The following is a 13361-nucleotide window of genomic DNA, read 5'->3' on the forward strand; positions in this document are numbered from 1 at the left end:
GAAGGTACAGCATGCGTATTGATTACCATACCCACCATGAGCGCTGCGGTCATGCTGTAGGGAAGCTTGAAGAGTATGTACAGCGCGGCATTGAGATCGGGCTGCAGCAGCTTGGACTGTCCGATCATCTGCCGCTTATCCATGTAGATCCGGATAACTACTATCCCGAGATGGCCATGCCGCTCGCGGAGCTTCCGCGTTATGTTGAGGAATGTCTTACGCTGAAGGAGCGCTACCGTGGAACGATTGAGCTGCGTGTAGGGCTTGAAGCGGATTATATCGAGGGATATGAAGAGCAGATCCGCGAGCTTTTATCGCCATATCCGTGGGATTATCTGATCGGGTCGGTGCATTTCCTCGGGGAATGGGATATTACGGACCACCGGCAGACCCATGGCTGGGAGGGCCAGAATGTAATGAGCGTATACCGCCGTTATTATGAGGCTGTGCAGAAGTCGGCGTTATCGGGATTATATGATATTATAGGACATATGGATGTCATCAAACGGTTCGGTTACGGGCCGCAGACTCCGGAGGAGGAAGCCGAAGCCAGAGCACTGGAGCTGGACACGCTGAAGGTTATATCGCGCAGCGGAATAGCGATGGAGCTGAATGCTTCGGGGCTCACTAAGCCTTGCGCTGAGATGTTCCCGGCTGAGCATGTGCTCCAGCAGGCGTTTGGGCTGGGCATTCCGCTCACCGTAGGCTCGGACGCCCATGACCCTCTGAAGCTGGGAGACGGCTTGCAGGAGGCGCGGGAAATGCTGTGGCGCACGGGCTTCCGTGAACTGGCTGTGTTCGAAGGCCGCCGCCGCACATCCGTCCCGTTCGAAGTTTAAATTATAATCCCAGGAGGGTACTATGCATCATCAATTACGTATTTTTTCCGGTTCGTCGAATCCGAAGCTGGCCGCTGATATTGCGGAGCGCCTTGGCGCACCGCTGGGCCTGATTAAGCTGACACGTTTCAAGAGCGGCGAGATTTATGTGCATTATGAAGAGAGCATCCGGAACTGCGACGTATTTTTGGTGCAATCCCTGGCTCATCCGATTAACGAGCTGTTTGTAGAATTGCTGGTCATGATCGACGCCGCTAAACGGGCATCGGCAAGAACAGTGAATATTATCGTTCCTTATTACGGATATGCCCGGCAGGAGCGCAAATCTGCGCCGCGTGAGCCGATCTCGGCCAAGATGGTTGCCGATGTGCTGACTACTGCAGGAGCCACACGCGTAATTACTATTGACCTTCATGCAGCAGCTATCCAGGGATTCTTCAATATTCCGGTGGATCATCTGACCGCGCTTGATCTGATCAGCGGCTATTTGAAGATCAAAGGCCTCTCAGATCTGGTCGTCGTATCCCCCGATGCGGGGCGCGCCTCCATGGCCGAGAAGCTGGCCAGTCGGCTGGACTCTCCGTTTGCCATCATGATTAAGAAACGTCCGGCCCATAACGAATCGGTAATTACCCATGTTATCGGAGATGTTGAAGGAAGAACGCCGATTATTATTGAGGATCTTATTGATACGGGGACGACGATCGTCAATGTGGTAGAAGGGCTGAAGGAGCGCGGGGCCCGGAACAGCATCGTTTGCGCTACGCACGGGTTATTCTCCGGAGATGCGCTGGAGCGTATGGATCATCCTAATATCGACGAAATCGTCGTCACGGATTCTATTGCGCTGCCGGATGAGCATTCCAGCAGATTCTCGGTGCTCTCTGTTGCACCTATGCTGGCAGAGGCCACACGTATTATCATCGAAGGCGGTTCCATAGATAAGCTGTTTAGAGACGCAGGGATATAACCCCTGCGTTTCTTTTTTATAGGGATGCTGCGGCAGCATCTTTTCAAGCTTTTTCCTCCCTTTAACTCTCAACCCAGGTTGAGAATCTCACTTCCACATGTGGTATACTGTGTGAAGAAGACAGCCAAGTCCATAAATGGAAACGAAAAGAACACTTAAGACAGGGAGTATGGGTATATATTTGATGCCGCTCTCCTATTTTTCGTTAGGCTAGGGAAGCTTACAAAGGGAGGTGCCTTGCTTCCATGATGGAGAGAACTTCAGAGAATACCGCGGAGGTCAGTAATGTCATTCCGGTCACTCTGGATGCCAATTTTTTCTTTGAAAGAGCCGTACGGTCGCTTGACCGCTTTCAATATGATAAGGCATTGAAGAATTTTCGCAAAGCTGTTGAATATGAGCCGGACAATCCGGTGAATCATTGCAACATGGCGGGTATATTATCTGAGATGGGTAATTACACAGCATCTAATGAGATTCTGACCCATGTACTGGAGAAGATTGATCCCGCAATGACCGAATGCCATTTCTATATGGCTAATAATTACGCCAATATGGAAAGCTTTGAAGAGGCAGAGCGTTCGCTGGTCACGTATCTGGAGGAGGATGCCAGCGGTGAGTTCATGGCCGAATCCGAAGAGCTGATGGAGCTGCTTCAATATGAGCTGAACCGCCCTGCTCCGCTTGTGCGGATCCGCAGCCGTGAGGGTGTGGTCGAGCATGACCGGGCCCGCAGTCTGCTGGAGGAGGGCAAGTTTCCCCAGGCCGTAGAGCTGTTGGAAGAGATCATTGAGACTTCGCCGGACTTTCTGGCTGCACACAACAATCTGGCACTGGCTTATTTCTATATGGGCCGGTTTGCCAAAGCGAAGGAATGCTTGAACGAGGTGCTGAAGCAGGACCCCGGCAATCTGCATGCGCTCTGCAATATGGCGATCTTCCTGCAGTATGCGGGTGACAAGGAGCAGCTGGATTCCCTGCTGGGCATGCTTGAAGCCACTGTGCCTTTTCATCAGGAGCATGTATTCAAAATGGCCACTACGATGGGCATCCTGGGCAGACATACTGCCGCGTACAGCCATTTCCGGCGTCTGCTGAAGGATGAAGAGGTCGCCGGAGACGCCGGCCTGTATCATTACTGCGCAGCAGCGGCCAGCAACAGCGGCCTCTACTCTGAAGCGCTGCGCTGCTGGAGACAGGCCGCGAAGCTGGACCCTGAGTCGGCTGTGCCGGCATTCTTCCTGTCCCAGCTCCAGCAGGCCCGGGCAGAAGACAGAGCCATGCCTGCTGTCAGCTATAATTACCAATTGCCTTTCCAGGAGCAGCTTAAGCAGTGGAAGGGGAATACAGGCAAGTTCACTGAAGAAGTGCGGAACAATCCGCTACTGCGCGCCTCATTCTTCTGGGCGCTGCGCTACGGCGATTCCTCCACGAAGCTGCAGGTGACCGAGGCGCTTCGCTGGATCGAGGATGAGGAGATGTCCGAGGTGCTGCGCGGAGTGCTGGAGCATCAGCCGCTCCAGGAGGACCGGCTGCAGGAAGCGGCGCTGTTCAGCCTCCAGCGGCTGATCGGTGATAACCTGGAAGAAGCCTCAGCTCCTGAAGAAGAGCCGGTGCAAACAGCTTCCAGCCCCAAGGGACCGCCTGAATGGAAAGAAGACTGGCAGCGGATTATCGATCATACGGTGGCCATGATGGACCGGAGATATGATGCTGCGCAGAAGAAGGATGCAGAGTTTATCTGGAAGCAGTTTATCGGCAGCCTGTATCCGGATGTACCTTCATTCCGCAATGACGGCGGCTGGTGTGCGGCACTGGAATATCTGACGGCCAGGCTGCACGGGCGTCCGGTCACCTTCCGCGAGGCGGCACAGCGTTACGGCGTATCGGTCTCCATGGTAAGCCGCTATGCGCGGCGGATCGACAGCGAATGCGATACCCCGGGCATGCTGCCGGGAACGGGCGGCTTGTCGCCGTCCACCACCAACATTTGAACCATTTCTTCAACAATACAAACCCACTTGTAAGGAGGCCAATGTAATGTACAAAACGATTGTAATCGGAACAGGCCCGGCCGGGCTGACTGCCGCGATTTATCTGGCGCGCGCGAACCTGAGCCCGCTCGTAATTGAAGGCTTACAGCCGGGAGGACAGCTGACAACGACGACAGAAGTGGAGAACTTTCCAGGCTTCCCTGAAGGAATTCTGGGTCCTGATTTGATGGACAACATGCGTAAGCAAGCCGAACGCTTCGGTGCTGAATTCAAGAATGGCTGGGTGGAATCTGTTGACTTCTCACAGCGTCCGTTCAAGGTGACTGTAGACGGAATGGGTGTACTGGAAGCGGAGTCGGTCATTATTTCCACCGGCGCCTCGGCGAGGTACCTGGGCATCCCGGGCGAGCAGGAGAATGTAGGACGCGGGGTCAGCACCTGTGCAACCTGTGACGGATTCTTTTTCCGTAACAAGAAGATTGTCGTAGTCGGCGGCGGCGATTCCGCGATGGAGGAAGCCAGCTTCCTGACCCGCTTTGCTTCCAGCGTAACGCTGGTTCACCGCCGTCCGGAGCTGCGCGCTTCGAAGATCATGCAGGACCGTGCCCGCGACAACAGCAAGGTGTCATGGGCATTGAACCGCACACCGCTTGAAGTAACCGTCGGCGATACCGGAGTTAAGGGCATCACCGTTCTTAACAATGAGACGGGTCTTACCGAGCTGGTGGAAGCAGACGGTGTATTTGTCGCTATCGGACATACACCTAATACGGCCTTCCTGGGCGGTCAGATTAACACGGATGCCAATGGTTATATCGTGGTTAATCCCGGCACCACGGAGACGAACATTCCCGGCGTATTCGCTTGCGGCGACGTGCAGGATACGCGTTACCGTCAAGCCATATCGGCAGCCGGAACCGGCTGTATGGCCGCAATGGATGCCGAGAAGTTCCTGGAAGGCACCATGGTGCATGACTGGAGCGAATCGCTCGATAAATAATACGGCGCTGGCCGTATGCTTCTAAAGTTTTTGCATAAGGCCGGCAGTTCCAGAAATGGGACTGCCGGCTTTTTTGGCTTATCTTAATTCAACCCGCTTATGTGAAACTATGCTCATAAGGCAGCGTAACAATGGTATCCAATATTAGGGAGTGAATGGAATGGGGACTAAAGATTGGTTCAAAGAAAGTGAACGGTTCAATGAGGCAGCAGCATTCTATGATATGTACCGGCCCAGCTATCCATCCGCGCTGATTGACCAGATCGAAGAAGATGCTTCACTTACTGTTGATTCCGCAATACTTGAGATCGGTGCCGGCAGCGGCAAAGCCTCGGAGCTGTTCCTGGAGCGCGGCTATGAGCTGCTGTGTATTGAACCGGGCCCGCAGCTGGCTGAGCTGGGCAGACAGAAGCATAAAGATAAGAAGGTACGTTTCGTAACCTCCAGGTTTGAGCACTGGGATGATTCCGGGCAGGAATTCGACCTTATCTTCTCCGCCCAGGCCTTTCATTGGGTACCGCAGCCGGAAGGCTACAAGAAATGCGGGCGGTTGCTTAAGCCGGGAGGGCGGCTCGCGCTTTTCTGGAATTTCTATTTGCAGGGGGACAGTGAGATTGAGCAAGAGATTGCCAAGGCCTGTGCGGAGTATGAGGTCTTCTGGTTTAATAAGCGGGATGTGATTGAACAGAGGGTGGAGCGAACGGTAGCAGAGCTATCCGGCAGCGGAAATTTCAGAGTCCCGGAGGTCTACCGGTATCCTTGGGACAGCAGGGATGATGCGGTAAGCTTCATTAACTTCCTGCGGACCTGCAACGGGTTCATCGGGCTGAAGGAAGCGGAACAGACTGCATTAAGTATTAGGTTACATAAGCTGATCGGCCGGAATGGCGGCACTCTGCAACGGAATTATATATGCACGCTTTTTATAGTCGAAGCCTTGAATTCTGCGAATACTTAACCTACTTAGCTGTCCCTATGCTCATAAGGCGTATGGGCAGCTTTTTCCTTAAAAGCTAATTTATATGTTTCGGGGTCCCCGGAAGGTACCTGAGTAATTATCGAAGCTAAGGCCCCACTTAATGGGGTTATTTTATACTTAGTGACTGCAATCACAATTCACCCCCTTGCCCTATGCTAAGCTGTTGCTGAGAAGAATTCTCAATTGCGAGGTGTGCAGAATCATGAGCAAGGTGTTGAAGCTGAATGAATCTATATTGGAGCTGGTAACCAGGCACCCGGAAGCCGTAGATATTATGGCCGGTCTGGGTTTCCATGATATAACGAAGCCTGGAATGCTGCAGACGGCAGGCAGGTTCATGACATTATCCAAGGGCATGAAATTAAAGAGAATAGAGCTGGAAACCGTTCGGCTGGCCTTTGAGCAGCACGGCTTCGGGATTATTGAATAGAAGGAGAGAATATAATGAGCGAACTGATTAATAACCGTGAAGTGGATGTGCCGGAGCAGACGCGCCGCCAGGCTATGCTGAAGGAGATCATCAAAGAGCTGCATGCGGGTAAAAGTGTAGAGGAAGTTAAGGCGCGTTTTGCCGAAGCGGTAGGCGATGTGACCGTAGCGGAAATTTCCGCCATGGAGCATTCCCTGATGACGGAGGAGGGTATTCCGGTAGAGGAAGTGCAGCGCCTATGCTCCGTGCATACGGCCATCTTCAAAGGCTCAATCGAGCAGATTCACCGTTCCTCGAAACCGGAAGAGCAGCCGGGGCATCCTGTGCATACCTTCAAGCTGGAGAACCGTGAAATTGAGCGGCTGGTTAACTTCCGGCTGGAGCTGCACACAGATAAGTTCAAGAAGAACGCCAGCGATGAGATCATCTTCAAGCTGCTGGAAGACCTTAGTCTGCTGCTCGACCTCGACAAGCATTACAGCCGCAAGGAGAATCTGCTGTTTCCTTACTTAGAGAAGTACGGCATTTATGGTCCAACCAAGGTAATGTGGGGCGTGGATGACGGGATCCGCAATATGATTAAGGAAGCCAAGAAAGCACTCAGCGCGTATAACGGGGAGTCTGGGCAGATTGCAGCTTCACTGGAGGAGATCATTAAGGAAGTCAACGAGATGATCTTTAAAGAAGAGAATATTCTGCTGCCGATGGCGCTCGATAAGCTGACAGAAGATGAATGGGTCAAAATCGCCCGCGAAAGTGACGAGATCGGCTTCTGCCTGACCGCGCCGGAGCAGGAATGGATTCCGGAGCGTGCCGCTGAACCGGAAGGTGCCCAGAGTCAGGAAGAAGGGGAAGCTGCATCTTCTCAGGGCTTCATCCGCTTCGAGACCGGACTGCTGTCGCTCCATCAGCTCGAGACGATGATGAATCATCTGCCTGTGGATTTGACCTTTATTGATGAGAACGACGTGGTCCGCTACTTCTCGCATGGCAAGGAACGGATCTTCGCCCGGACTAAGGCGGTTATCGGCCGTACGGTGCAGAACTGTCATCCGCCGCAAAGCGTGCATGTGGTGGAGAAGCTGCTGGCTGATTTCAAGGCTGGCGTTAAGGATGCTGAGGATTTCTGGATTGCGATCAAAGATAAATTCATCTATATCCGCTACTTCGCAGTACGTGATGAGGGCGGCCGCTATATGGGGACGCTGGAGTTCACACAGAATATTGCTCCAATCCGCGCCCTGGAGGGGCAAAAGCGTATTTTGTCGGAATAATGGCAGATTTACAGGAAACCTCGATAATAGAAGATTTATTTCGGACTTTCTTGCCTGAGTGGTGAGAAAGTCTTTTTGTTAGCCGGCTTATACCCGGGTGTATCGCCTTTCCTTGACCGCAGGGGAGGCTTCTATTATAGTGGGTACGTAGGATTAACTATTTTAGCATAGAAAAAGGTGGCTTGTAACATGTCTGAAAATATCTACGTTGGCGTGGATTTAGGTGGAACCACGATTAAGGTTGGAATCTGCAATGCCGAGGGAAGCCTGCTGCACACTTACGAAGGTCCAACAGGGACTGCAGACGGCGTCGATGCTGTCATCGATAATATCGAGAAGTATGTGCGTCAGATTGTGGAAGACTCTCCGTATTCCTGGGATCAGCTTGCCGGTGTGGGAGCAGGGCTTGCCGGGTTTACGAATATTCGTGAAGGAATCATCATCCTTGCGCCTAACATAGGATTTAGAGATGTGCCGATCCGTTCCATACTGGAAGGTCGTTTGAACAAGCCTGTCAAAATAGACAATGACGCTAATGTCGCTGCACTGGGCGAGGCTTGGAGCGGTGCAGGACGCGGCATCGAGAACTGCGTCTGCTATACATTGGGTACCGGTGTAGGTGGCGGAATTATTATCAATGGCAAGGTGTATCAAGGATTTGCCGGTCTGGCCGGAGAGCTTGGCCATATCTCCGTAGTTCCCGATCTGGAAGCGATCCAGTGCGGCTGTGGGAACATGGGCTGTTTGGAAACCGTTTCCTCTGCGACTGGCATTATCCGCATGGCGAATGATGCAGTAGCCCGCGGAGACCGTACGACGCTGTCCACGGTGGAGAAGATTGCGGCCAAGGAAGTGTTTGACGCGGCTAAGGCAGGCGATGAAGTTGCGCTGCGTATTGTGAACCGTGCAGCCTTCTACCTGGGCAAATCGATGGCTTCAGTGGCTGCTGTACTGAACCCGGAAGTATTTATCGTAGGCGGCGGCGTATCCAAAGCCGGCGATATCCTGTTTGAAGAAGTCCGCCGTGTATTTGCCAAGCTGACCCCTGCGCCTCTGCAGACGGGAGTGACTATTGTGCCTGCGGAGCTTGGCAATGATGCCGGTATTATTGGTGCGGCTGGTCTTTTGCTGCGTTCTTAAGGAGCAGGAATTATTCATATACTAACCTTAGGGAGGGGACGCTGTAATGACCGAACTCGAGCAAACATCGCCCGGTCGTGCCACCCTGATCATCATTACAGGCATGTCCGGAGCAGGCAAGACGATTGCAGTGCAGAGCCTGGAGGATCTCGGCTTCTTCTGCGTCGATAATCTTCCGCCTGTGCTGATCCCGAAGTTCGCCGAACTGATTGAGCAGTCCAAAGGCAAAATCGCCAAGGTAGCGCTCGTGATCGACCTTAGGGGGCGGGAATTCTTCACCGCTCTGTCGGAGTCTCTGGCCTATATCAAGGACGAGTCGACCATAGGCTTTGAGATCCTGTTCCTGGATGCAACAGATTCAGTGCTTGTACAACGTTACAAAGAGAGCCGGCGTCATCACCCGCTTGCTCCCAAGGGGATGCCGCTTGACGGTATCCGGATGGAGCGGCAGATGCTGGAGGAACTGAAGAATTCAGCTACCCTGTGTCTGGATACCAGCAGTATGAAGCCGGCACAGCTTAAAGAAAAAATTATTTCACGGTTCTCCCATCTCGGAAAAAGCACCCTCTCCGTTAACATTACTTCGTTTGGGTTCAAGTATGGTATTCCGATTGATGCTGACCTGGTGTTCGATGTCCGCTTCCTGCCTAATCCGCATTATGTGGATCAGCTGCGGCCCAAGACAGGCCAAGACAACGATGTGTATGACTATGTGATGAAATGGCCTGAAACGCAGACGTTCCTGACCAAGCTGCTGGATATGCTTCAATTTCTTATTCCGCAATACCGCAAAGAAGGCAAGTCCCAGATTATCATCGGCATCGGGTGTACGGGCGGCAAACACCGTTCAGTCGCCATTGCGGAATATCTGGGCAAAATGCTGGGGGTAAGCGAGACGGAATCGGTAGCAGTAAGCCATCGGGATTCCGAACGTGATCGGCATTGACGAGAGAAGGGATGAGTAGTGGCTGAAGAACAAAAACAGCGTCCGAAGATCGTCGTCATGGGCGGCGGCACCGGACTGTCTGTTATGCTTCGGGGGTTGAAGGAGAAGCCGCTGGATATTACGGCTATCGTAACTGTGGCAGATGACGGGGGCAGCTCCGGGATTCTGCGCAGTGAGCTGCAGATGCCTCCTCCGGGAGATATCCGCAATGTATTGACGGCTATGGCCGATGTAGAACCTTTGATGGCGCAGATTATGCGCTACCGTTTCAGTACCGGAGAGGGTCTCGCCGGGCACAGCCTGGGCAATCTCATTCTGGCAGCGCTCACGGACATTTCCGGAGACTTTGTTACCGCAGTCAGAGAGCTTAGCCGCCTATTCGCCGTCCGGGGCCGGGTGCTGCCCGCTGCTGGGGAAGCTGTAGTGCTGCATGCCGAGATGTCGGATGGTACCCTGATTACCGGCGAATCCAAAATACCGGAAGCCGGCGGTGTAATCAAACGCGTGTTTCTGGAGCCTGCCGATGTGGAGCCTCTGCCGGAGGCGCTGGAAGCGATCCGGAATGCGGATGCGATTCTGCTCGGTCCGGGCAGTCTGTATACAAGCATTCTGCCGAATCTGCTGGTGCCGAAGCTGGCTGAAGCCGTTGTGGCTTCGGACGCTATCAAAATATTTGTATGCAATGTAATGACCCAGCCCGGTGAAACGGATAATTATACGGTCAGTGATCATCTTCAGGCGGTATACGACCATATCGGACTGCATCTGTTCGATTATGTAATTGTGAACGATGGAGAGATCCCGGAGCAGGTTCAGATCAAATATGCCGAGAAAGGCGCACGTCCGGTGCAGCTTGACCGCGATGTCGTTGACGGCAACGGATATAAGGTGATTGCCGACAAACTGGTATTATTCAAAACCTATTTGAGGCATGATACAGATAAGCTTAGCCACCATATTTTCCAGCTTGTTCAGGATTGGATTGACAGAAAGAGTTAACATGAAAGAGGTGAGCCCCTTGTCTTTTGCGGCCCTTACCAAAAAAGAGCTGACGATGGTCGAGAGCCAGCCCTGCTGTGAGAAAGCGGAAATGTCAGCGCTGATCCGGATGAATGGTTCGGTGCAGCTTTCGAGCAAAAAGGTTGTTCTCGACATTTCGACGGAGAACGCCGCGATTGCAAGGCGGGTATATTCTTTACTTAAGAAATATTACCAGGTCCATATCGAGCTGCTCGTGCGTAAAAAAATGCGTTTGAAGAAGAATAACGTCTATATCGTAAGAATCCCAAACCGGGTTCAGGAGATCCTGAAGGATCTGCGGATTGTCTCGGAAGGCTTTATCTTCACCGATGGCATCGATGATGAAATCGTCGGCAAGAACTGCTGCAAGCGTGCTTACTTGCGCGGAGCCTTCATGGCTGGCGGTTCGGTGAATAATCCGGAGGGTTCTTCTTATCACCTGGAAATCGCTTCGATGTATGAGGAGCACTGTAAGGCGCTCGTGGAGCTGGCTGGCGAATTTCACCTGAATGCCCGCTGCATAGAACGCAAGAAAGGCTTCATCCTATACATCAAGGAAGGCGAGAAGATTATCGAATTCTTAAGTTTGATCGGAGCCCATCAGGCGCTGTTCAAATTCGAGGATGTACGGATCATGCGCGATATGCGTAACTCCGTCAACCGGATCGTCAACTGTGAAACGGCCAATCTTAACAAAACGATCAGCGCCGCGGTACGCCAGATTGAGAATATCAAGCTGCTGCAGCGTGAGGTGGGGCTGGAAAGCCTGCCGGATAAGCTGCGCGAGGTCGCGGAAATCAGACTTGCACATCCGGATATCAACCTGAAGGAAGTTGGCGATATGCTGGGCGGCACCGTCAGTAAATCAGGCGTAAACCACCGGTTGCGTAAAATCGATGAGCTGGCTGACAAGGTGCGGGGCAGCTGATTATTTTTTTTCTAGTGTGGTAGAGGTTATAATGATATAATATTATAAAATTAATGTGAAATTTTTGGGCAGATCTCAAATAGGGGGTAAGCGTTTCATGACAAAGCACCCGGTAGTTGTTCGGTTGAAGACGGGGCTCCATGCTCGGCCGGCAGCATTGTTTGTGCAAGAAGCTAATAAGTTTTCGTCGGAGATTTTCGTGGAAAAAGACGATAAAAAAGTTAACGCCAAAAGTATCATGGGCATTATGAGCCTTGCGATCAGTTCCGGTACGGAGATTTATATCAGCGCAGATGGCGCAGATGCGGAACAAGCTGTAACCGCTTTGACAAGTCTTGTAAGTAAGGAAGAACTCGAGAATCAATAAATGGTACAACGTCTTACCGAAAGCCCTTAGGGGCTTTTTTTTCATATTATTTATGTATAAGGGGAGATATGCAGATGCAGTTCCAAGGCAGTAAGGTAACTTTAGTGGAGCCTACAGAAACGCTCAGAGAGCCATATATGGCATTTTATGAAGAGTGGAAGGCCAGCGGAGAGCCGATCGTTCCCTGGGTGGTCGAAATCGATCCTGCTGACTTTGCCGGGATGATTCAATCTCTGCGAGAGTATGCGGATGGAGTGAATATCAAAGACGGATGGGTGAGCAGTTCAACCTTCTGGCTGGTGACAACGGGTGACCGGGTGGTGGGTGCCGTGAACATCAGACACCGGCTGACGGAAACTTTAATCCGTACAGGCGGGCATATCGGCTATGGCGTGGTCCCTTCGGAGCGCAGACAGGGATATGCCAGTGAACTTCTGAAGCAGGCTCTCCTGAAAGCTGGTGAACTGGGCATAGAGAAGGCGCTCGTGGTCTGCGACGCCGTCAATACAGCATCGGAACGGACAATCCGCAAGAATGGCGGAATAGAGGATAGCGAATATATCGAGGAGGACGGAAATGTCATCCGGCGTTTCTGGATAGAGACCAAATAAATTATTTAAATAACGTACATAGGATATGCAACTTTTGCCAAGCAGGTCCGTCTAGAGGGTACCAACACTTAAAGAAACGAAAGGGGATGGCAAGCATGATTAAATTTGGCAAATCAATCGGAGCAGTGCTGCTGGCAGGAAGCTTGATTATAGGAGGAATGGGGCTGAGCGGAGTGCTAAAAGGTCCTGAAAAGGCTTACGCTGCCGACGAGGTGCAGAAGAATATTGTGAACGTAGTCGGTAAAGGCGAACTTGCAATCAAACCGGATATCGTTTATCTCTCCATCGGGGTAACTACCACGGCCGATACTGCGCAAGAGGCGCAGAAGGGTACCGCAGCCAAGATTGCGAAGCTGACTGCATTATTCAAAACAACCTGGGGAATTGCGGACAAGGATATTCAGAGCACCCAGTTCTATGTACAGCCTAATTACGTCTATAACGAGAAGGAAGGCCAGCAGGTTAAAGGCTATAATGCCCAGCATACCCTGAAGATTTCCTACCGTGATCTGACTAAGGTCGGACAATTACTGGATGCCGCATCTACGGCAGGCGCGAATAATATCGGTAATGCAAGCTTTGCGATCGAAGATCCATCAGCCTTTGAAGCACAGGTTATCGAAAAAGCAATGCTGAATGCAGATGTAAAAGCGGCAGCGATTGCTAAAGCGGCGAAACGCGGACTCGGCCAGGTGGTGACGGTCATTCAGAGCGATGACGGGAATAACCCGGTTATCTATATGGAATCTGCTAAAATGGCTAATACTTCAGCAGATTCAGCTGCCGGAAGTTCCGTTGAACCCGGAGAAGTTAAAGTAACCACTCAGCTGAGCGTAACCTATGAATTGAAATAAAGTGACCGC

General features: G+C 52.0%; 14 protein-coding genes. All 14 read left to right on the forward strand.

Translation table 11 applies throughout. The features are described from left to right. Nucleotides 1-11: 11 nt before the first annotated feature. The 14 genes from hisJ to PBOR_RS00850 all read left to right on the forward strand — a co-directional run bounded on the left by hisJ (nucleotide 12) and on the right by PBOR_RS00850 (nucleotide 13352). Nucleotides 12-839 (forward strand): histidinol-phosphatase HisJ, encoded by an 828-nt coding sequence (hisJ, locus tag PBOR_RS00785; RefSeq protein WP_042210015.1) that lies wholly within the window; start codon nucleotides 12-14, stop codon nucleotides 837-839. 22 nt (nucleotides 840-861) lie between these two features. After that, a complete protein-coding gene (locus tag PBOR_RS00790; protein WP_039302378.1) occupies nucleotides 862-1809 on the forward strand; it encodes a ribose-phosphate diphosphokinase in 948 nt (315 codons plus the stop codon). A gap of 245 nt (nucleotides 1810-2054) precedes the next feature. Next, nucleotides 2055-3803, forward strand: a complete 1749-nt coding sequence (locus tag PBOR_RS00795; RefSeq protein ID WP_042210016.1) for a tetratricopeptide repeat protein — start codon at nucleotides 2055-2057, stop codon at nucleotides 3801-3803. 46 nt (nucleotides 3804-3849) lie between these two features. Further along, nucleotides 3850-4803 (forward strand): thioredoxin-disulfide reductase, encoded by a 954-nt coding sequence (gene trxB, locus PBOR_RS00800; protein WP_039302384.1) that lies wholly within the window; start codon nucleotides 3850-3852, stop codon nucleotides 4801-4803. Nucleotides 4804-4963: 160 nt separating this feature from the next. After that, nucleotides 4964-5761 carry a class I SAM-dependent methyltransferase gene (locus tag PBOR_RS00805; protein WP_042210017.1) on the forward strand — a complete coding sequence of 266 codons (798 nt, stop codon included), beginning with the start codon at nucleotides 4964-4966 and terminating at the stop codon, nucleotides 5759-5761. A gap of 223 nt (nucleotides 5762-5984) precedes the next feature. After that, a complete protein-coding gene (locus PBOR_RS00810; RefSeq protein ID WP_042210018.1) occupies nucleotides 5985-6212 on the forward strand; it encodes a DUF1858 domain-containing protein in 228 nt (75 codons plus the stop codon). A gap of 14 nt (nucleotides 6213-6226) precedes the next feature. Beyond that, nucleotides 6227-7486 carry a DUF438 domain-containing protein gene (locus PBOR_RS00815; protein ID WP_042210019.1) on the forward strand — a complete coding sequence of 420 codons (1260 nt, stop codon included), beginning with the start codon at nucleotides 6227-6229 and terminating at the stop codon, nucleotides 7484-7486. 189 nt (nucleotides 7487-7675) lie between these two features. Then, a complete protein-coding gene (locus tag PBOR_RS00820) occupies nucleotides 7676-8626 on the forward strand; it encodes an ROK family glucokinase (protein WP_042210020.1) in 951 nt (316 codons plus the stop codon). Between the two features lie 46 nt (nucleotides 8627-8672). Next, nucleotides 8673-9572: an RNase adapter RapZ gene (gene rapZ / locus PBOR_RS00825; protein WP_042210021.1), complete on the forward strand. Its 900-nt coding sequence runs from the start codon at nucleotides 8673-8675 to the stop codon at nucleotides 9570-9572. A gap of 57 nt (nucleotides 9573-9629) precedes the next feature. Beyond that, the gene (locus PBOR_RS00830) at nucleotides 9630-10571 is read left to right on the forward strand and encodes a gluconeogenesis factor YvcK family protein (RefSeq protein ID WP_047013872.1); all 942 of its coding nucleotides are present in this window, start codon (nucleotides 9630-9632) and stop codon (nucleotides 10569-10571) included. A gap of 19 nt (nucleotides 10572-10590) precedes the next feature. Further along, nucleotides 10591-11520, forward strand: a complete 930-nt coding sequence (gene whiA, locus PBOR_RS00835; protein ID WP_039302402.1) for a DNA-binding protein WhiA — start codon at nucleotides 10591-10593, stop codon at nucleotides 11518-11520. Between the two features lie 97 nt (nucleotides 11521-11617). Next, entirely contained in the window at nucleotides 11618-11887 is a 270-nt protein-coding gene (locus tag PBOR_RS00840; RefSeq protein WP_036651317.1) for an HPr family phosphocarrier protein, read from the forward strand. A gap of 74 nt (nucleotides 11888-11961) precedes the next feature. Then, entirely contained in the window at nucleotides 11962-12498 is a 537-nt protein-coding gene (locus PBOR_RS00845; protein ID WP_042210023.1) for a GNAT family N-acetyltransferase, read from the forward strand. A 95-nt stretch (nucleotides 12499-12593) separates the two neighbouring features. Next, complete coding sequence (locus PBOR_RS00850; protein WP_042210024.1) at nucleotides 12594-13352, forward strand: SIMPL domain-containing protein; 759 nt, start codon at nucleotides 12594-12596, stop codon at nucleotides 13350-13352. Nucleotides 13353-13361: the final 9 nt, after the last annotated feature.

This window comes from Paenibacillus borealis (genome assembly GCF_000758665.1).
GTDB classification, from domain to species: Bacteria; Bacillota; Bacilli; order Paenibacillales; family Paenibacillaceae; genus Paenibacillus_AQ; species Paenibacillus_AQ borealis.